Genomic DNA, 19,913 nt, shown 5'->3' with positions numbered 1-19,913 from the left:
CCAACGGTGTCATCCTGCTGTCATCCAACGGTCGCGCAGTCCCGCCAGTACCGCCACGGACACCGCCAGCAGGACCAGGCTGAGGGCGACGGCCGCCTCCGGGGCGCTCTGGAGGGCGAGGTAGACGGCCAGCGGCATGGTCTGGGTGCGGCCGGGGAAGTTGCCGGCGAAGGTGATCGTCGCGCCGAACTCGCCCAGCGCCCGTGCCCAGGCCAGCACCGCGCCCGCCGCGATGCCCGGCGCGATCAGCGGGAGGGTGACCCGGCGGAACGCGGTGAAGCGGGAGGCGCCCAGGGTCGTCGCCGCTTCCTCGTAGCGCGGGTCGGCGGCCCGCAGGGTGCCCTCCACGCTGATGACGAGGAACGGCATCGCGACGAACGCCTCCGCGACCACGACCCCGGCGGTGGTGAAGGGCAGTGTGATCCCGAACCAGGCGTCCAGCCACTTCCCGACGACCCCGTTGCGGCCCAGCGCCATGAGCAGGGCGACACCGCCGACGACGGGTGGGAGCACCAGCGGCAGGGTGACCAGGGCACGGACCAGACCGCGGCCGGGGAACTCGACGCGGGCCAGCAGCCAGGCCAGCGGAACCCCCAGCACCAGGCTCACCGCGGTCGCGGCCGTGGCGCAGACCAGGGACAGCTGGAGCGCCTGCCACACCTCGGCGCCGGTCAGCTGCTCGGGCATGCTCCGCCAGGGCGCTCGTACGAGGAGGGCGATCAGCGGCACGATCAGGAACGCCAGACCCATCAGCGCGGGCACGAGGAGGGGCAATGGCACACCGCGGCCGCCGCCGACCGTCCGGGCGCGCCGACGCCGCGGCCCGCCCCGGAGGGTCTCGGTCGCGGCGTCGGCCCTGCTCGACGAGGGAACGGTCACGGCTCGAGGAACCCGGCCCCGGTCAGGACCTTCCGGCCCTCGGCGGACCGTACGAGCGCGATGAACGCCTTCGCGGTGTCCGTGTTCCGGGCGCCCTTGAGCAGGGTGATCGGGTAGGCGTTGACGGCGTCGGCGGACTCGGGGAACTCCACACCCTCCACCTTGTCACCTGCCGCGCGCACATCGGTCCGGTAGACGACGGCCGCGTCGGCCTCCTTCAGCTCGACCTTCGTCAGCGCGGCCTTGACGTCCTGCTCGTAGGAGACCGGGGTCAGCTTCAGCCTGCTCGCGTCGAGGGCCTTCTGCGCGGCGGCGCCGCAGGGCACCTGCTTGTCGCACAGCACGACCTTCAGGTCCTTGTCCGTGAGGTCCTTCAGCGACGTGACCTTGTCCGGGTTGCCGGGCAGCGTGGCGATCTCCAGCCGGTTGCGCACGAAGGTCGCGGGTGTGCCGGAGGCGTCCCCGGCGTCCGTGACGATCTTCATCGTCTTGGGGCTGGCAGACGCGAACACGTCCGCCGGTGCGCCACCGGTGATGCTCGCGGCGAGCGAGTCACTGCCCCCGAAGCTGAAGGTGACCCGGGTGCCGGGGTGGTCCTGCTCGAACCGCTTGCCCAGGGCCGTGAAGCTCTCCTGGAGGGAGGCGGCGGCGAAGACGGTCACCGTGCCGGAGAGCCGGTCCGAGGCGGAGGAGCCCGACGTCGCGGCCGAGGAGTCCGAGTCGGACGACGAGCAGGCGGTCAGGGCCAGCAGCGCGGCGGCGCCTGCACCGGCCACCTGCAAGGACCGGCGGGTCCGGCGGCTCCGGAGCACGGTAGGGATCATCACGGGTCCACTTCCTCTGGTCCGCACGGGCACATGCCGATCATACTGACGCAGATGCAAGGGCAAAGTCATCTGTCGCATCGCATGAGCCGGATGCCTGATCCATGAGGTTGGCATGTGCGTTTGTACGGCATACGGCTCGATGAATGGAGTTGCCGCCGGATGATCCGGGTGATTACGGTCGGCCCCATGGCGGATGACGAACCCACGCGCGCGGCGAAACTGCTGGACGCCCAGGCGAAGGCCGAGCGGCTCTTCGCGGAGATCGGGGAGCGCGGGCTGGTCGTGCCGGGCGCGGGGGAGCAGGCGGTCAGCGACCGGATCCGGGACCTGGCGAACGACCTGTTCGGCACCACCCGGCACTGGCACAAGCGGATCGTGCGCTCCGGACCGAACACGCTCAAGCCGTACCGGGAGAACCCGCCGGACCGCGTGATCGGCGAGGACGACATCGTCTTCGCGGACTTCGGCCCGATCTTCGAGGAGTACGAGGCCGACTTCGGCCGCACCTTCGTCGTGGGCGACGACCCGGCCAAGCACCGCCTCCGCGACGACCTGCCGAAAATCTTCGCCGCGGGCCGCCGCCGCTTCGAGGCCGACCCGGACATCACCGGCGCGCGCCTGTACGCCGAGATCGAGCACCTGGCGACCGGGGCGGGCTGGAAGCTGGGAGGCTGGCACGCCGGCCACCTGGTCGGAGAGTTCCCGCACGAGTGGATCGACGGCGCCGACGTGGAGTCGTACATCACCCCCGCCAACGACACCCCGCTGCGCCGCACCGACAGGGCCGGACGCTGCTGTCACTGGATCCTGGAGATCCATCTCATCGACGAAGAGCGGGAGTTCGGCGGCTTCCACGAGGAACTGCTCACCCTCTGACCCGGGCGGTGGCCGTGCTCAGGTGCGGTCGATGTGCACGTTCGTCGACTTCACCCGGGCGGTGGCCTCCACCCCGACCTCCAGGCCGAGTTCCTCCACGGCCTCCCGCGTCAGCAGCGACACGAGCCGGTGCGGGCCCGCCTGGATCTCCACCTGGGCCGCGACATCGCCGAGCTTCACCGCGGTGACGATGCCGGGGAAGGCGTTGCGGGCGGAGGTGCGGGAGGTCTCCTCCTCGCCGCCATCCCCCTTGGCCAGCTCCACGGAGAAGGCGGCCAGGTCCCTCCCGTCGATGAGGCGCCGACCGCTGTCGTCCCGGTGGGTGGGGACCCGCCCGGCGTCCGCCCACCGCCGCGCGGTGTCGGGGCTGACGCCGAGCAGCCGTGCGGCCTGGCCGATCGTGTAGGACTGCATAGCCGCCAAGATAAGCGCCCTCGCGCCAGGCGGCGCGGCCGACCCGCGCCACCGCTTCGGCGTGATGTCCTGGAAGTCGCAGGTCCTGGGCGTCAGATGTCCCGGAAGATCTCGATCTGCGCCCCCACCGAGTTGAGCCGCTCGGCCAGGTCCTCGTAACCGCGGTTGATGACATAGACGTTGCGCAGGACGGACGTGCCGTCGGCCGCCATCATCGCCAGCAGGACGACCACGGCGGGGCGCAGGGCCGGCGGGCACATCATCTCGGCGGCCCGCCAGCGGGTCGGGCCCTCCACCAGCACCCGGTGCGGGTCGAGGAGTTGGAGGCGTCCGCCCAGCCGGTTCAGATCTGTCAGATAGATCGCCCGGTTGTCGTAGACCCAGTCGTGGATGAGGGTCTGGCCCTGTGCGACCGCGGCGATGGCCGCGAAGAACGGGACGTTGTCGATGTTCAGGCCGGGGAAAGGCATCGGGTGGATCTTGTCGATCGGCGCCTCCAGTTTGGAGGGGCGGACCGTGAGGTCGACCAGGCGGGTGCGGCCGTTGTCGGCGAAGTACTCCGGCGTACGGTCGTGGTCGAGCCCCATCTCCTCCAGCACCGCGAGCTCGATCTCCAGGAACTCGATCGGCACCCGGCGCACCGTCAGCTCCGACTCCGTCACCACGGCCGCGGCCAGCAGGCTCATCGCCTCGACCGGGTCCTCGGAGGGGGAGTAGTCGACGTCCACGTCGATGTGCGGCACGCCGTGCACGGTCAGGGTGGTGGTGCCGACGCCCTCGACCTTGACGCCCAGGCTCTCCAGGAAGAAGCAGAGGTCCTGGACCATGTAGTTGGAGGAGGCGTTGCGGATGACGGTGACGCCGTCGTGGCGGGCGGCCGCGAGCAGCGCGTTCTCCGTCACGGTGTCGCCGCGTTCGGTCAGGACGATCGGACGGTCGGGGCGGACCGCCCGGTCGACCCGGGCGTGGTACTGGCCCTCGGTCGCCGCGACGTCCAGACCGAACCGGCGCAGCGCGATCATGTGCGGCTCGATGGTCCGGGTGCCGAGGTCGCAGCCGCCGGCGTAGGGCAGCCTGAAGCTGTCCATGCGGTGCAGCAGCGGGCCCAGGAACATGATGATCGAGCGGGTGCGGACGGCGGCCTCGGCATCGATGGCGCCCATGTCCAGCTCGGCCGGGGGCACGAGTTCGAGGTCGACGCCGCCGTTGATCCACCGGGTGCGCACCCCGATGGAGCTCAGCACCTCCAGAAGGCGGTAGACCTCCTCGATGCGGGCGACCCTGCGCAGCACCGTGCGCCCCCTGTTGAGGAGCGAGGCGCACAGCAGGGCCACGCACGCGTTCTTGCTCGTCTTGACGTCGATCGCGCCGGACAGCCGACGGCCGCCGACCACCCGAAGATGCATCGGGCCCGCGTAGCCCAGAGAGACGATTTCGCTGTCGAGTGCTTCACCGATTCGGGCGATCATCTCAAGGCTGATGTTTTGATTGCCGCGCTCGATGCGATTGACGGCGCTCTGACTGGTGCCGAGTGCCTCGGCAAGCTGCGACTGTGTCCAGCCCCGGTGCTGCCGGGCGTCACGGATGAGCCTGCCGATACGTACGAGGTAGTCGTCTGCCATGGGCTTGAGGCTATCTCAGATATGAGATGGCGCATTCCCGAGGCGTCCGTTCGGGGGAGGGGGCCGGGCGGACCTGAGGAAACGTCAGTGACGCTTGGCGGTACGGGTCCGACGCCATCCGAAAGGTCCGGGCAAATCAACCGATGTCGTACGACGTCCCGTGCTGCTGTGCGTGTGCTTCGGTCCGTGGCTTCCGCCACCGGTCGTGATGGACCAGGAGCGCCGGTTGATGTTCAGCCGCACCCCGGGAAGAATCCGGAAACTCTTGCGGAACGTGAGCGGCATGGGGGCCTCCCGTTGAAGGTCGGTCGTGTGCTTTCGATGTCGTTCGAATACCCCGGCTCGGCGAAGTGATGGGTGCCGGGTTCGCATCGGCCTGCTGTTACGGGGGAGTTGGGCAGTCGAACGTGTCTGCCGAGGCCGAACATGCCCAGGCGCCGGCCTGTCGCGTGTGCATGTGCCCGAGAGGGGCCGGTGCGGGGTGGTCACGGTGAGCGGCAGGCGCGGGCGGTCTCGCAGGGGGATCCGGCGAGCGCCGCCGGAACGTCGGCGGCCGGAACGGCCGGTCTCCGCTCGGTCCGGCGTGAGGGCCGCGGGGACTTGGCTGCGTCGAACTTCGTCCGCACCGTCGGCAGTCGTCGACGCCCCACCATCCGGCCCGCGGGAAGCGCGACAGCAGCCTCCGGAAGAGAAGGCTGGGGCACCCGAAAAGGGCGGAGGTGCGGTCGCCGATGCCCCGTACGGGCGGGGTCGCCCCGGTTCCGGCGGGACATCGCAGCGAGGCCGGGCATGACCATCCCGGCCTCATGTACTAGAGTTATCTCGACATCGAGATATCTGCCGAGGCGTACCGCAGTCGCACGTTCGCTGGGTCTGGCAGTAAGGCGTACCTAACTTAGCCTTACCTTAGCGGATCGGCCAGGACGGCGTGGCGGCAGGATGCGGTGGTAAGCGCACAAAAATGAAGGAGACTGTCGTGTCGGCGAACAGCTTCGACGCCCGCGCCACGCTCAGCGTGGGTGACGAGTCGTACGAGATCTTCCGGCTGGACAAGGTGGAGGGCTCGGCCCGCCTGCCGTACAGCCTCAAGGTTCTCCTGGAGAACCTGCTCCGTACCGAGGACGGCGCGAACATCACCGCCGACCACATCCGCGCCCTCGGCGGCTGGGACTCCCAGGCCCAGCCGTCGCAGGAGATCCAGTTCACGCCGGCCCGCGTGATCATGCAGGACTTCACCGGCGTGCCCTGTGTCGTCGACCTCGCCACCATGCGTGAGGCCGTCAAGGAGCTCGGCGGCGACCCCGCGAAGGTCAACCCGCTCTCCCCGGCCGAGCTGGTCATCGACCACTCCGTCATCGCCGACAAGTTCGGCACGAACGAGGCCTTCGCGCAGAACGTCGAGCTGGAGTACGGCCGCAACCGCGAGCGCTACCAGTTCCTGCGCTGGGGCCAGACCGCGTTCGACGACTTCAAGGTCGTCCCGCCGGGCACCGGCATCGTCCACCAGGTGAACATCGAGCACCTGGCCCGGACCGTCATGGTCCGCAACGGCCAGGCGTACCCCGACACCCTGGTCGGCACCGACTCGCACACCACCATGGTCAACGGCCTCGGTGTGCTGGGCTGGGGCGTCGGCGGCATCGAGGCCGAGGCCGCGATGCTCGGCCAGCCGGTCTCCATGCTCATCCCGCGCGTCGTCGGCTTCAAGCTCACCGGTGAGCTCAAGCCCGGCACCACCGCCACCGACCTCGTGCTGACCATCACCGAGATGCTGCGCAAGCACGGCGTCGTCGGCAAGTTCGTCGAGTTCTACGGCGAGGGCGTGGCCGCCACCTCTCTCGCGAACCGCGCCACCATCGGCAACATGTCGCCGGAGTTCGGCTCGACCGCCGCGATCTTCCCGATCGACGACGAGACGATCAAGTACCTCAAGCTCACCGGCCGCTCCGAGCAGCAGCTTGCGCTCGTCGAGGCGTACGCCAAGGAGCAGGGCCTCTGGCTGGACCCGAAGGCCGAGCCGGACTTCTCCGAGAAGCTCGAGCTGGACCTGTCGACGGTCGTCCCGTCGATCGCCGGCCCGAAGCGCCCGCAGGACCGCATCGTCCTCGCCAACGCGGCCGAGCAGTTCGCGACGGACGTCCTCAACTACGTCGACGCCCCCGTCGCCCAGGCCGCCGCCGCGTCCGCCTCCCCGGTCGACGAGGCGAGCGCCGAGTCCTTCCCGGCCTCCGACGCTCCCGCCTACGGCAGCCAGGAGAACGGCGCCGGCGCACCGCAGCACGACGCGGGCACCGGCGCGGCCGTCCCGTCCAACCCGGTCACCGTGACCGCCCCCGACGGCTCGACGTACGAGATCGACCACGGCGCGGTGACGGTCGCGGCCATCACCTCCTGCACCAACACCTCCAACCCGTACGTCATGGTCGCCGCCGCGCTCGTCGCGAAGAAGGCCGTGGAGAAGGGCCTGACCCGCAAGCCGTGGGTCAAGACCACCCTCGCCCCGGGTTCCAAGGTCGTCACCGACTACTTCGACAAGGCAGGGCTCACCCCCTACCTCGACAAGGTCGGCTTCAACCTGGTCGGCTACGGCTGCACCACCTGCATCGGCAACTCCGGCCCGCTGCCGGAGGAGGTCTCCCAGGCCGTCAACGAGCACGACCTCGCGGTGACCTCGGTCCTCTCCGGCAACCGGAACTTCGAGGGCCGTATCAACCCCGACGTCAAGATGAACTACCTGGCGTCCCCGCCGCTGGTCGTCGCGTACGCCCTCGCGGGTTCCATGAAGGTGGACATCACGCGCGATGCCCTCGGCACGGACCAGGACGGCAACCCGGTCTACCTGAAGGACATCTGGCCCTCCGAGGCCGAGGTCAACGACGTCGTGGCGAACGCCATCGGCGAGGACATGTTCAACAAGTCCTACGCCGACGTCTTCGCGGGCGACGCCCAGTGGCAGGCGCTGCCGATCCCCACCGGCAACACCTTCGAGTGGGACGCCGAGTCGACCTACGTCCGCAAGCCCCCGTACTTCGAGGGCATGACGATGGAGACCACCCCGGTCTCCGACATCACGGGCGCCCGGGTCCTGGCCAAGCTGGGCGACTCGGTGACGACGGACCACATCTCGCCCGCCGGCGCCATCAAGGCCGACACCCCGGCCGGCAAGTACCTCACCGAGCACGGTGTGGAGCGTCGTGACTTCAACTCCTACGGCTCGCGCCGAGGCAACCACGAGGTCATGATCCGCGGCACGTTCGCCAACATCCGCCTGCGCAACCAGATCGCGCCGGGGACGGAAGGCGGCTACACCCGCGACTTCACCGTCGAGGGCGCTCCGGTGTCGTTCATCTATGACGCCTCGCGCAACTACATCGAGCAGGGCATCCCGCTGGTCGTCCTGGCCGGCAAGGAGTACGGCTCCGGCTCGTCCCGCGACTGGGCCGCCAAGGGCACCGCGCTCCTCGGCGTCAAGGCCGTCATCGCCGAGTCGTACGAGCGCATCCACCGCTCGAACCTCATCGGCATGGGCGTCCTGCCGCTGCAGTACCCGGAGGGCGCGAGCGCCGAGACCCTCGGTCTGACCGGCGAGGAGACCTTCTCCTTCACCGGTGTCGAGGAGCTCAACAACGGCAGCACGCCGCGCACGGTCAAGGTCACCACCGACACGGGTGTCGAGTTCGACGCGGTCGTCCGCATCGACACCCCCGGTGAGGCCGACTACTACCGCAACGGCGGCATCATGCAGTACGTGCTCCGCAGCCTGATCCGCAAGTAAGTCCTTCCGGACTCCTTTCCGGAGTTCTTCGGACGCCTGAGGGCCGCACTCCCGGTGACGGGGGTGCGGCCCTTCGCCGTACCCCGTCACCGCAGGTCATCACCCACCCTCAGGTGGAACACAGGATTCCCTCAGCGGGCCGGGACACGATCGGTACATGACCAGCACCTCCGGGCCCCGGACGGGCCGTGTACGCGTGCTCATCGTCGACGACGAGCCCGCACTCAACGAAGTGCTGTCCGTCGCCGTCACCGAGGCGGGCTGGCGCCCCTACCCGGCCCTGGACGGGCGCAGCGCGCTGAGGAGCGCACGCGACTGCGCACCGCACGCCGTCGTCCTGGACTGGATGCTGCCCGACCTGGACGGCCTCCAGGTGCTGCGCCGGCTGCGCTTCGAGAACCCGAAACTGCCCGTCCTCATGCTCACCGCCCGCGACGCCCTGGAACACCGGCTCGACGGGCTGGAGGCCGGTGCCGACGACTACGTCACCAAGCCCTTCTCCCTGGAGGAGGTCGTACTGCGGCTGCGCGCACTGCTGCGCCGGGCCGGCTCCGTGCACGGACGCACCGACGACCGCGTCCATGTGCTCGGCGACCTGGTCCTGACCGAGAACACCCGCGAAGTGCGCCGCGCGGGCGAGCCCGTCCAGCTCACCGCGAAGGAGTTCGACCTGCTCGGTCTCCTGCTCGGCCACCCGCGCCAGGTGCTCAGCAAGGCGCAGATCCTCGACCACGTCTGGAGCAGTTCCTTCGGCGGCGGCAATCTCGTCGAGGTCTACATCTCCAACCTGCGCCGGAAGATCGACAGGGGACGGGCACCGATGATCCACACCGTGCGCGGGTTCGGGTACTCCATCAGGGCCGCGGAGGACGGGAGATGAGCCGGCGGCCGAGCGCGAGGACGCGTACCCGTTCCATCCGCACCCGTTCCCTCCGTACCCGCCTGCTCGTCTTCGTCAGCGCCACTCTGGTCGTGATGTGTGTCGCGATGGGCCTGATCACCACGCTCTTCCAGCACGCCTATCTGATGGGCAGCCTGGACGACCGGGTCCGCGACACCGCCGAACGGGCCCTGGGAGGAGCCTCGTTGCACCAGGACCACCAGGACGATCTGACGTTCCTGGGGGAAAACGGGCAGCCCGCCGGAATGCTCGCCGCCCGGCTGGACGAGGACGGCGCCGTCGTCTCCGCGGCCGTCGTCGTCCAGGACGGCCCGACCCGCGGCCTCGGTACCGGCCAGCGCACCGCCCTGGCCGGCATCCGGGCGGACGGGGCGATGCACACCCGGACCGTGCCCGGCCTCGGCATCTACCGGGTCACCGTCCTCGTGGACGGCGGTGTCCGGGTCCTCGCCGGCCTGCCCATGGACGACGTCCAGGACATGATCAGTGGACTCGTGATGATCGAGACGGGCGTCGCCGTGGCCGGGCTGGCCGTCGCCGGCTGCGTCTGCGCGGTGGTCATACGGCGGCAACTGCGCCCCCTCGGCCGGGTCGCCGCCACCGCCGCCGAGGTCTCCCGCGCCCCGCTCGGACACGGCGAGGTCACCGGCCTGCCCCGGGTACCCGAGCGCGACACCGACCCCGACAGCGAGGCCGGCCAGGTCGGCGCCGCGCTCAACCATCTCCTCGACCACGTGGAGTCCTCCCTCGCCGAGCGGCAGCGCGGCGAGGAGCGGATGCGGCGCAGCCAGGAACACATGCGGCGCTTCCTGGCCGACGCCAGCCACGAACTGCGCACACCGCTCGCCTCGATCGCCGGATACGCCGAGCTGATGAACCGCGGCACCGACCGCATCGAACCGGTGCTGGCCTGGCGCCGGGTCTCGGCGGAGTCGGCGCGGATGACGGGCCTGGTGGAGGACCTGCTCCTGCTGGCCCGCCTCGACGAGGGCCGCCCCCTCCAGTCCGCCGAGGTGGACCTGGCGGGACTGGTCGCGGAGGCGGTGTGGGACGCGCGCGCGGCGGGAAGCGGCCACGACTGGCAGCTCGAACTGAGCCTGGACACCCCGGCGTTGGTAACCGGCGACGCGGCCCGCCTGCACCAGGTGGTGGCCAACCTCCTGGCCAACGCGAGGATGCACACACCGGCCGGTACGAGGGTGACGGCAGCGGTGGAGTCCGCGGGCGATCGCTGCGTGATCCGCGTCCGCGACAACGGCCCCGGCATCCCCCCGGCCCTCCTGCCCACGGTCTTCGAACGCTTCACCCGAGCAGACACCTCCCGCTCCCGCGCCGACGCCAACTCCGGTGGCTCCGGCCTGGGTCTGGCCATCGCGGCGGCGATCTCGGCGGCCCACGGCGGCCACATCCAGGTGAACAGCGTCCCGGGACGCACCGAGTTCACGATCGAGCTCCCGGCGGCCATGGAGACGGCGGTGGAGGAGGAGCGGGCGGTCTCGGGCAACGGGGCGTCGGTGTAATCGCGTCGGTTGATTGTCTCTCAGGCGCTCGGACCCTCACTCCCGTCGCAGGGTCGAAAACCAGTGGAGCCGCGCCGCTGACCGCCATTACCGTGCTGCCGAACCGGGTTCCCCAAACAAGGACGTGCCGTTGTACACCGTGTGAGACCTCCCGAACGCTGATCGGTCGCGCGTCGCACCTGTGCGCCGCGCTGCTTTTTGCTGCGGACTTCTCACTGAAACCGGTGTACTCCTGTGCTCACCGACTGGGTGGTCATGCCCACCTGCCTCCCGCTCGTTCTCCGCCGTTGCCGCGTGTGCGCGTCGCAACGCTTCCGGGCGAACGGCAAGTTTCGCGTCAACGCGAACCACAAGCTCATCGACGCCTGGCTCCTCGTGCTCTGTACCGTCTGCGGGGACACGGCGAAGCTCACGGTCCTCGAGCGGAGCCATGTGCGTTCCGTACGACCTGAACTGCTGGACCGGCTGCACGCCAACGACCCTGGTCTGGCCGCCGAGTTGCTCCAGAACCCGGTCCTGCGACGCCGTAACCGCATCGCCCTGGACTGGGGCGGCGCCTGGCGCCTCGACACCGGCGGAACGGGTCATCTCAGCCGCGAGGTGATCGACGTATCGGTCCGTTTCGCGGCCCGGATCCCCGTCCGCCCGGTGCGGCTGATCGCCGAAGGCTGCGGCCTTTCCCGGGCCGAGGTCGAGAGACTCATCACGGAGGGCAAGCTGGTCTCCGGGGTCCGGCTGAACGCCAGACTCTCCAGCGCCTTCACCTTCACGCTCAAACGCTGAGCCCCGGGATGGGCACCTGGGACCCGGCGTAGCCAGACCCCAGGTGCCCGTGAGGCGGGCAGCACCTGCCGCCGCCCCACCGCCGCGCTGGCCGACCGAGCGATGCCTGCCCGACGGCTACGGGCCCTGGAAGGAGGCGAGTTGAGTCCCTCGGCCGTCCGAGCGGCACCCGCCCCGCCAACCTCTCGCAGCACTGCGCTCCGCCGACCCCGGCGTACTCAGGCAACCGCCCGCCCCACCAGAACACGGCCGGTACTTACAGGGGGATGCGGGACCGCACCCAGGCGAAGACACCGCCAGCTGTTTACAGTCGCCCCGGTTCGCGCTACCTTCCGCAACACGTGGGGTGGGAGCGCTCCCATTCGGACGGACCGGAACCCGCCCGCCGGTCGCCCCCATCCCACGGCAGCCACAGGCAACCACACACCCCACACGGCCCGTACCCCAAGGAACGGACTGGACTGTCATGATCCTGACAAAGTTATCGAGGGTGACACGCCCCAGAGCCCTCTTCCTGGTCCTCGTCTCCCTGCTCGCCACCATCCCCGCCCTCAGTCTCGTCCTCACGGCCGGCGGCAAGGCCGAGGCCCACGGCACCCCGATGAAGCCCGCCAGCCGTACCTTCCTGTGCTGGCAGGACGCGCTGACCGACACCGGTGAGATCAAGCCGGTCAACCCGGCCTGCCGGAACGCCCAGGCGGTCAGCGGCACCACACCGTTCTACAACTGGTTCTCCGTGCTCCGCTCGGACGGCGCCGGCCGCACCCGCGGCTTCGTGCCGGACGGTCAGCTGTGCAGCGGCGGCAACACCAACTTCACCGGCTTCAACGCCGCCCGCGACGACTGGCCGCTCACCCATCTCACCGCGGGCAAGACGGTCGACTTCTCCTACAACGCCTGGGCGGCGCACCCGGGTTGGTTCTACGTCTACGTCACCAAGGACGGCTTCGACCCCAAGAAGACCCTCACCTGGGACGACATGGAGGCCCAGCCGTTCCTCAGCGTCGACCACCCGCCGCTCAACGGCAGCCCGGGCACGGTCGAGGCCAACTACTCCTGGACGGGACAGCTTCCGGCGAACAAGTCCGGCCGCCACATCATCTACATGGTCTGGCAGCGCTCGGACAGCGCGGAGACCTTCTACTCCTGCTCCGACGTCGTCTTCGACGGCGGCAACGGCGAGGTCACCGGCATCCACGAGCCCGGCAACCCGTCCGAGCCGGTGCCCGGCACCTGCACCGCCACCCGTAAGACCACGGGCAGTTGGAGCGGCGGCTACCAGTCCGAGGTGACCGTCACCAACTCCGGCGACGTGCCGATGCTGGGCTGGATGGTCGACTGGACCCTGCCGGCCGGACAGAAGGTCGACAGTCTCTGGAACGGCAGCGCCACCTACACCGGCCAGGACGTGATGGTGCACAACGCCAACTGGAACGGCTCACTCAGTCCGGGACAGAGTGCGACGTTCGGATACGTCGTCACCGGATCCGGAGGCGACACCGCCACGACACTTCCCTGCCGCGTCGGCTGAGTCACCGCCAGAGCACGCTCGGGACCTTCATGCTCAGGGCGGACCCGGTGGGGCTGTGCGCCACCGGGTCCGCGAGCCGTGCCGGCGCAAGGGGGGTGGTGGCCGACACGGATGGTGCATGGCTTGTGACGACGCGACGCGCGACAACGTTGTCGAGTGGTCTACACCTGACTCTGTCGCGTCAACGGACAACGATGTCAACTCAGTTGGGGGTGGCCGCGCCCGACCCTCCTCGCCGCGTACGACAACACCGGGATCTCGGACGACACCGGCGACCATGACGAGGCCGACTGCGACAATGGCTGGAGTTGCACCAGTTCACGCCAGCTGTGAGCTGACGGGGCTTGCAGGCGTGGCGAGGCTGACGGGGGCCACCTCCAACACCCCTGCCATCCAGTCGAGTTGGCGTCGCACCTGCACCGCGTCGCCCCCCTCGTGACCGTTGTACGGATAGGCGTGGATCTCCTTGCGGGGGTCCACGCCGGTCAGTTCGCCGTAGCGGTTGAAGGCCGCGTACGCCCCGCTCGGCGGGCACACCGTGTCGCGCAGGCCGGTTCCGAAGTGGGCCGGGGCCGCAGCGCGCCGCGCGAAGGAGACGCCCTCCACATACGAGAGCGTGCGGTACGCGGCCTCCTCCACGCCCCGGTGCACCGAGAGGTATGCGCTGATCTCGCCGTACGGACTCGCGTCGGTGAGGTCCAAGGCGCGCCGGATCCCGCACAGGAAAGGCGCGGTGACCAGGACCGCCGCCAGATCCGGCACCAGCCCCGCGACCGCCAACGCCAGTCCGCCACCCTGGCTGTTGCCGACGGCCGCGACGCCGGACGCCTCCACACCCGGAAGGGCGCGCACAGCGGCCACCGCACGCACCGCGTCCGTGATCAGCCGCCGGTAGTGGTAGGCGCGTGGATCGAGCAGCCCCCGCACCGCGGGGCCCGGGCCGCCCGGTGCCGAGGCGTGCGGGTCGGGGGTCGCGCCGCCGTTGCCGTACTGGTCGCCCTGACCGCGGTTGTCCATCAGCAGATGCGCGTACCCGGCGTTCACCCAGGTCAGCCGCTCGTGGGGGAGACCGCGGCCACGGCCGTAGCCGGCGTACTCGACGACCGCGGGCAGTGGCTCGCGCACCCCGGCGGGTCTGCTGTACCAGGCGCGTACCGGATCACCGGCGAAGCCGCGGAAGGTCACGTCCCAGGTCCGGGTCAGCCGCAGCCCGCTCTCCGCCGGGCGCACCGACACCAACACGTCCGGCTGCGCCGCCTCCTTCAGGGTGTCACGCCAGAACTCGTCGAAATCCGGGGGTTCCTGGACATCGGGGCGGTACTGCTCCAGCTCCCTGACGGGCAGGTCGAACGCAGGCACAGGGCACCTCGCATGAGTCGGTCCACTTAGTGAAACTTGCGGAGAGGGCCGGCATGTCGCCTTCCTGTCCTACCCCACTCCTCCCTCAGGTATCTCCTGCCCGCCCCATTGACAGCGCTTTCTCCATCCCTTTAAGTTGCCGCGAAGTTACCGGTAAGCGCTCGAAAGTTTCGGTTCCGTGCCTCCGTCTGAGAGGACCGAGCATGAGCACATCCGTCAAGTCGGCCTCTCCACCGTCCAGCGTTCAAGACCCACCCGTGGCCGCAACCCACCCCTCGCCGCGCAGGAGTTGGCGCCGGACCCTGCGCCGCGACTGGCAGCTCTACTCGCTGGCCGTCCTGCCGCTGCTGTTCTTCCTGGTCTTCCGCTATCTGCCGATGATCGGCAACGTGATCGCGTTCCGGCGCTTCGAGCCCGGTGGCTCGATGTTCGGCGAGGACTGGGTGGGTCTGCGCTATGTGCGCATGTTCCTTGGCGACCCGACCTTCTGGCAGGTGTTCCGCAACACCCTGTGGCTCGGCGGGCTCACGCTGGTGTTCTGCTTCCCGATCCCGATCGTCCTCGCCCTGCTGCTCAACGAGGTGCGCCGGCGCTCCCTGAAGCGGTTCGTGCAGTCGGTGTCGTACCTCCCGCACTTCCTGTCGATCGTGATCGTCGCCGGCCTCACGATGCAGATGCTCGCCACCGACGGTCCGGTCAACCACGCCCTCGGCTGGTTCGGCCACGACGAGATCCGCTTCATCCAGGAACCCGACTGGTTCCGCACGATCTACGTCGGCTCGGAGGTCTGGCAGACCGCCGGCTGGGGCACGATCCTCTACCTCGCCGCGCTCACCACCATCGACGAGGACCTGTACGAGGCCGCGCGCATCGACGGCGCCAACCGCTGGAAGCAGATCTGGCACGTCACCCTGCCCGGCATCCGCCCCACCATGATCACGCTGCTGATCCTCAACATCGGCACGTTCATGGCGGTCGGCTTCGAGAAGGTCCTGCTGCTCTACAACCCGCTGACGTACCCGACCGCCGACGTGATCTCGACGTACGTCTACCGGGCGGGCGTCGAGTCCAACAGCTTCAGTTACGCCGCCGCCATCGGGCTGTTCGAGGCGGTCATCGGCCTGGTCCTGATCACGACCGCCAACACGCTCTCGCGCCGCGCAGTGGGGACCAGCCTGTGGTGAGGCCGAGCCGTTCCTACCGGGTCTTCCAGGGCGTCAACGGGGTGATCCTCACCCTCGTGGTGCTCGTGACCCTGTACCCCTTCGTCAACATCGTCGCGAGGTCCTTCAGCGGGGAGCGGCAGATCCGGGCCGGTGAAGTGACCCTGTGGCCCAAGGGGTTCAACCTCACCACGTACCGGATCGTCTTCCAGGACTCGATGTTCTGGCGGAACTACGGCAACACCGTGTTCTACACGCTCGTGTCCACCGCAGTCGCCATGGTCCTGACCACCTGTTACGCCTACGTCCTGTCGAAGAAGCACCTCAGGGGGCGCGGACTGCTCGTCGGCATCGCCGTGTTCACGATGTTCTTCACCGGCGGTCTGATCCCGAACTACCTCCTGGTCACCCACCTCGGGCTGAAGAACAGCGTCTGGGCCATCGCGCTGCCCAACGCGATCAGCGTCTTCAACCTGCTGGTGATGAAGGCCTTCTTCGAGAGCCTGCCGACCGATCTGGAGGAGGCCGCGCAGATCGACGGCCTGAGCACCTACGGCATCCTCCTCAGGATCGTGCTGCCGCTGTCCAAGGCGGTCGTCGCGACCATGGTGCTCTTCTACACGGTGTCCTTCTGGAACTCCTGGTTCAGCGCGTTCCTCTACATGGACCACTCCGACCTGATGCCGGTCACCGTCTATCTGCGCAACCTCATCGCCGGTGCCACCGGGGGCGGCAACGCGGGCGCAGGCACGGCGGAACTCAGCCAGGTCGGCGCCAGCATCCAGGCGGTCACGATCGTGCTCACCGCGCTGCCGATCATCTGCGTGTACCCGTTCGTCCAGCGTTTCTTCGTCTCGGGCGTGATGCTCGGCGCGGTCAAGGGCTGACAGCCCGTCATTTCACTTACGGAACAAGGGAGTATCCGTGGAGAACACCGGACAGCTGTCACGGCGTCAGATCCTGGCCGCCGCGGGATTCATCGGCCTCGCCACCCTCACCGGCTGTGGCAGCGGCGACGACGGAGGCGACTCCAAGGACCTGTCCAAGAAGCAGAACGGCGCGATGAAGGAGTACCAGGCCGGCCAGCAGTTCAAGGCCACCAAGGCGCTGTCCTTCTCCCTGCTGCACAACGACAACCCGGTCTACCCCCTCAAGAAGAACTGGCTGTTCTGGAAGGAGGTCACCCAACGCACCGGCGTCACCATCAAGCCCCTCGACGTCCCCCTGGCCGACTACGAGAAGAAGCGCAGTGTCCTGATCGGCGCGGGCGACGCGCCCTTCCTGATCCCGAAGACGTACCACCCCTCCGAGGTGGCCTTCGTCTCGTCGGGCGCCATCCTCCCGGTCAGCGACTACACGCACCTGATGCCCAACTTCCGCGACAAGGTGAAGAAGTGGAAGCTGGAGCCGGAACTCGACTCCATCCGGCAGTCCGACGGCAAGTACTACCTGCTGCCCGGGCTGCACGAGAGGCCCAAGGCCGGCTACTCGCTGTCCTTCCGCACGGACATCCTCGACCAGCACGGACTGTCCCTGCCCACGACCTGGGACGAGGTGTACGACGTCCTCAAGGCGCTCAAGGCGGAGTACCCGGACAAGTACCCGTGGACGGACCGCTGGAGCACCAACACCCCCTTCCCGTGCGGCGCGTTGTTCGGCTATCTGGGCCAGGCGTACGGCGTCCGGGCGGGCTGGGCGTACGACAACATCAGCTTCGACGCCAAGAAGCAGCAGTTCGTCTTCACGGCGACCCAGGACGGCTACCGGCAGATGATCGAGTATCTGCGGAAGATCGTCGCCGAGAAGCTGCTGGACCCCGAGAGCTTCACCCAGCAGGACGACCAGGCCGTGCAGAAGCTGCTGGCCGAGAAGTCCTATGCGATCAGCGCCAACCCGCAGGAGCTGGTCCAGAACTACCGCTACAACCTGAACAAGCAGGTCAAGGGCTCGAAGATCGAGATGGTCCCGGTGCCGCTCGGTCCGGCAGGACCGGTCCTGCTGAGTGGCATCCGGCTGGAGAACGGCGTCATGATCTCCAGCAAGGCCCTCAAGAGCGCCGACTTCGTCGCGATGATGCAGTTCGTGGACTGGCTCTGGTACTCCGACGAGGGCCAGAAGTTCTGCAAGTGGGGCGTGGAGGGCGTCACTTACACCGAGTCCGGCGGCAGGTACACGCTGAAGCCCGGGATCTCGCTGATGGGCTCCGATCCCGACGCCCCGAAGGACCTCCAGAAGGACTACGGCTTCTTCAACGGCGTGTTCACCTACGGCGGCAGCTGGGAGCTGGTGTCCTCCAACTTCAGCCCCGACGAGAAGAAGTTCCAGGACGTCATGTCCCGGCGCAAGGAACTGCCCGTCGACCCGGCCCACCCCCTGCAGTCCTTCGAGCAGGAGCAGGCGACCCTCTGGGACACCCCCCTCAAGGACCACGCCATCCAGAACACCCTCCAGTTCGTGCTCGGCAAGCGCCCGCTGTCCGAATGGGACGCGTTCGTCGCCGAGTTGAAGGCGAAGAACATGCAGCAACTCGTCGACCTGCACAACAAGGCGCACGAGCGTTTCCAGAAGGAGAACGGGTGATCTTCCGCGTCCCCACCGAGCCGTCCGGACCCTTCTCCGACGCCTGGCGCCACTGCGTGGGCACCGGCCGGATCGAACTCGCCCTGCGCCGCGACTACCAGGACTCCCTGAAGCTGCTCCAGCGCGAGATCGGCTTCCGGTACATCCGGGGCCACGGGCTGCTGAGCGACGGCATGGGCGTCTACCGGCCGTACGAGTGGCCCGAGGGCGTCCGGCGCGTCCGGCACTCCTTCACCTACGTCGACCAGGTCGTCGACGCCTACCTGGAGCTCGGCATCCGGCCCTTCCTCGAACTCGGCTTCATGCCGGCGGAGTTGGCGTCGGGGGAGCAGACCGTGTTCTGGTGGCACGGGAACGTCACCCCGCCCCGGTCCGAGAAGGAGTGGGCCGACCTGGTCCGGGCGACCCTCAGGCACCTCATCGACCGCTACGGCCTCGCCGAGGTGCGCACCTGGCCCATCGAGGTGTGGAACGAGCCCAACCTGCCCGACTTCTGGCAGGGCGCGGACGAGAAGGCGTACCACCGCCTCTACGAGGTGACGGCGGGCGTGGTGAAGGACGTGGACCCGGATCTCCAGGTCGGCGGCCCCGCGATCTCACCGGCCGCGGACGAGTGGCTGGACCGCTTCGCCGAGTTCGCCGCAGAGCGCGACGTCCCGGTCGACTTCGTGTCGAAGCACGCCTACACCTCGGGACCCGCCCAGCACGTCCCCTTCGGCACCCACCAGACCCTGGCACCGGCCCAGGACCTCCTGGACCAGTTCGCCACGCCCCGCGAACGGCTGAAGGGCACCCGCCTCGCCGAACTGCCCGTGCACATCACGGAGTTCAACTCCTCCTACCGCCCCGACAACCCGGTCCACGACACCGCCTTCCACGCGGCGTACCTGGCTCCGGTCCTCGCGCGCGGCGGCGATCACGTCGACTCCTTCTCGTACTGGACCTTCAGCGACATGTTCGAGGAGAACGGCCCGCCGACCGCGCTCTTCCACGGCGGCTTCGGCCTGCTCACCCACCGACAGGTGAGGAAACCGACCTACCACCTCTACGCCTTCATGGCCCGCATGGGCCCCGACCTGCTCACCCGTGGCGCCGACCACCTGGTCACCCGGCACCCCGACGGCCGGGTGACCGTCCTCGCCTGGGCACCGGTCGACGCGAGCGGTGAGACGCCCGGGCCGTCCCGGCACCGGCTGCGCCTGTCCGTGCCGGTGCCGGGTGCGCGGGAGGCGTTCGTACGGCGGTCCGTGGTCGACGAGGAGCACGGCAACGCCCGCACGGCCTGGCAGCGGATGGGCAGCCCGCGCTCACCCCACCCGCACCAGCTCGACGTACTCCACGAGGCCGCCGAGCCCGGCCGGCAGCACCTGCGGCTGCCGGTCGAGGACGACCGGACCGAACTGGACCTGACGTTGGCCCGCCACGAGATCACGCTCGTGGAGGTGAGCCCGGTCGTGGAGGAGGCACCGGAGTGGTGGGACGAACGCCGACTGCTGGGGACGGGCCCGCGGTGAGTGGGGTGAGCCGGGTACGCGCGGCAGCCGGTCGCACCCGGGCGGGGGCCCACGCCACCCCGGCCCACGCCACCCCGCCCTACGCCACCCCGGCCGCCGCCCGACCCGGCGTCCCACTCACGGTTCGCGACGACCGCCCCGGCACCGCCCCCTCCTTCGGCACCGGCCC

At 69.2% G+C, this 19,913-nt stretch carries 16 protein-coding genes; 10 read left to right on the top strand and 6 right to left on the bottom strand.

Annotated features, from left to right (window positions below; all coding sequences use genetic code 11):
- Positions 1-9 precede the first annotated feature (9 nt).
- Both modB and modA read right to left on the bottom strand, forming a co-directional pair.
- Positions 10-879 (bottom strand): molybdate ABC transporter permease subunit, encoded by an 870-nt coding sequence (gene modB / locus ACZ39I_RS30525; protein ID WP_451473947.1) that lies wholly within the window; start codon positions 877-879, stop codon positions 10-12.
- Positions 876-1,703 carry a molybdate ABC transporter substrate-binding protein gene (gene modA, locus ACZ39I_RS30520; protein ID WP_467248000.1) on the bottom strand — a complete coding sequence of 276 codons (828 nt, stop codon included), beginning with the start codon at positions 1,701-1,703 and terminating at the stop codon, positions 876-878. The genes modB and modA overlap by 4 nt, the downstream gene beginning before the upstream one ends.
- A 189-nt stretch (positions 1,704-1,892) precedes the next feature.
- Between modA and ACZ39I_RS30515 the strand changes: the two genes are divergently transcribed.
- Complete coding sequence (locus ACZ39I_RS30515) at positions 1,893-2,582, top strand: M24 family metallopeptidase (protein ID WP_467247998.1); 690 nt, start codon at positions 1,893-1,895, stop codon at positions 2,580-2,582.
- A gap of 18 nt (positions 2,583-2,600) precedes the next feature.
- Here the strand turns inward: ACZ39I_RS30515 and ACZ39I_RS30510 are convergent, their stop codons facing one another.
- From ACZ39I_RS30510 to ACZ39I_RS30500, 3 genes are all read right to left on the bottom strand, one after another.
- Entirely contained in the window at positions 2,601-2,996 is a 396-nt protein-coding gene (locus tag ACZ39I_RS30510) for a TOBE domain-containing protein (protein WP_390001568.1), read from the bottom strand.
- Between the two features lie 92 nt (positions 2,997-3,088).
- Positions 3,089-4,618 carry a helix-turn-helix domain-containing protein gene (locus ACZ39I_RS30505; protein WP_467247996.1) on the bottom strand — a complete coding sequence of 510 codons (1,530 nt, stop codon included), beginning with the start codon at positions 4,616-4,618 and terminating at the stop codon, positions 3,089-3,091.
- 84 nt (positions 4,619-4,702) lie between these two features.
- The gene (locus ACZ39I_RS30500; RefSeq protein WP_123763654.1) at positions 4,703-4,903 is read right to left on the bottom strand and encodes a DUF4236 domain-containing protein; all 201 of its coding nucleotides are present in this window, start codon (positions 4,901-4,903) and stop codon (positions 4,703-4,705) included.
- A 691-nt stretch (positions 4,904-5,594) separates the two neighbouring features.
- On the opposite strand from ACZ39I_RS30500, the gene ACZ39I_RS30495 reads away from it, so the two are divergent.
- From ACZ39I_RS30495 to ACZ39I_RS30475, 5 genes are all read left to right on the top strand, one after another.
- A complete protein-coding gene (locus tag ACZ39I_RS30495) occupies positions 5,595-8,393 on the top strand; it encodes an aconitate hydratase (protein ID WP_467247995.1) in 2,799 nt (932 codons plus the stop codon).
- Positions 8,394-8,550: 157 nt separating this feature from the next.
- Complete coding sequence (locus ACZ39I_RS30490; protein WP_467247993.1) at positions 8,551-9,273, top strand: response regulator transcription factor; 723 nt, start codon at positions 8,551-8,553, stop codon at positions 9,271-9,273.
- Positions 9,270-10,814: a sensor histidine kinase gene (locus ACZ39I_RS30485; protein ID WP_467247991.1), complete on the top strand. Its 1,545-nt coding sequence runs from the start codon at positions 9,270-9,272 to the stop codon at positions 10,812-10,814. The genes ACZ39I_RS30490 and ACZ39I_RS30485 overlap by 4 nt, the downstream gene beginning before the upstream one ends.
- A gap of 234 nt (positions 10,815-11,048) precedes the next feature.
- Positions 11,049-11,597, top strand: a complete 549-nt coding sequence (locus tag ACZ39I_RS30480) for a DUF1062 domain-containing protein (RefSeq protein ID WP_467247989.1) — start codon at positions 11,049-11,051, stop codon at positions 11,595-11,597.
- A 466-nt stretch (positions 11,598-12,063) separates the two neighbouring features.
- Complete coding sequence (locus tag ACZ39I_RS30475; RefSeq protein WP_467247987.1) at positions 12,064-13,128, top strand: lytic polysaccharide monooxygenase auxiliary activity family 9 protein; 1,065 nt, start codon at positions 12,064-12,066, stop codon at positions 13,126-13,128.
- A gap of 318 nt (positions 13,129-13,446) precedes the next feature.
- Here ACZ39I_RS30475 and ACZ39I_RS30470 read toward each other — a convergent pair whose 3' ends face one another.
- A complete protein-coding gene (locus tag ACZ39I_RS30470) occupies positions 13,447-14,487 on the bottom strand; it encodes an acetylxylan esterase (protein WP_467247985.1) in 1,041 nt (346 codons plus the stop codon).
- A gap of 203 nt (positions 14,488-14,690) precedes the next feature.
- Between ACZ39I_RS30470 and ACZ39I_RS30465 the strand changes: the two genes are divergently transcribed.
- The 4 genes from ACZ39I_RS30465 to ACZ39I_RS30450 are packed head-to-tail and all read left to right on the top strand — an operon-like array spanning position 14,691 to position 19,744.
- Positions 14,691-15,671, top strand: a complete 981-nt coding sequence (locus tag ACZ39I_RS30465; RefSeq protein WP_467247983.1) for an ABC transporter permease — start codon at positions 14,691-14,693, stop codon at positions 15,669-15,671.
- Positions 15,665-16,537 carry a carbohydrate ABC transporter permease gene (locus ACZ39I_RS30460; RefSeq protein ID WP_467247981.1) on the top strand — a complete coding sequence of 291 codons (873 nt, stop codon included), beginning with the start codon at positions 15,665-15,667 and terminating at the stop codon, positions 16,535-16,537. Before ACZ39I_RS30465 ends, ACZ39I_RS30460 begins: the two co-directional genes overlap by 7 nt.
- A 37-nt stretch (positions 16,538-16,574) precedes the next feature.
- Positions 16,575-18,230, top strand: a complete 1,656-nt coding sequence (locus ACZ39I_RS30455; RefSeq protein ID WP_467247979.1) for an ABC transporter substrate-binding protein — start codon at positions 16,575-16,577, stop codon at positions 18,228-18,230.
- On the top strand, positions 18,230-19,744 hold the full coding sequence (locus tag ACZ39I_RS30450; protein WP_467248092.1) for a GH39 family glycosyl hydrolase: 1,515 nt from the start codon (positions 18,230-18,232) through the stop codon (positions 19,742-19,744). The genes ACZ39I_RS30455 and ACZ39I_RS30450 overlap by 1 nt, the downstream gene beginning before the upstream one ends.
- The last annotated feature ends 169 nt before the right edge of the window (positions 19,745-19,913 follow it).

This window comes from Streptomyces sp. NPDC024687, from assembly GCF_055559055.1.
Note: the sequence above shows the minus strand (reverse complement) of the source record. Positions and strands in the feature narration are given on the sequence as shown.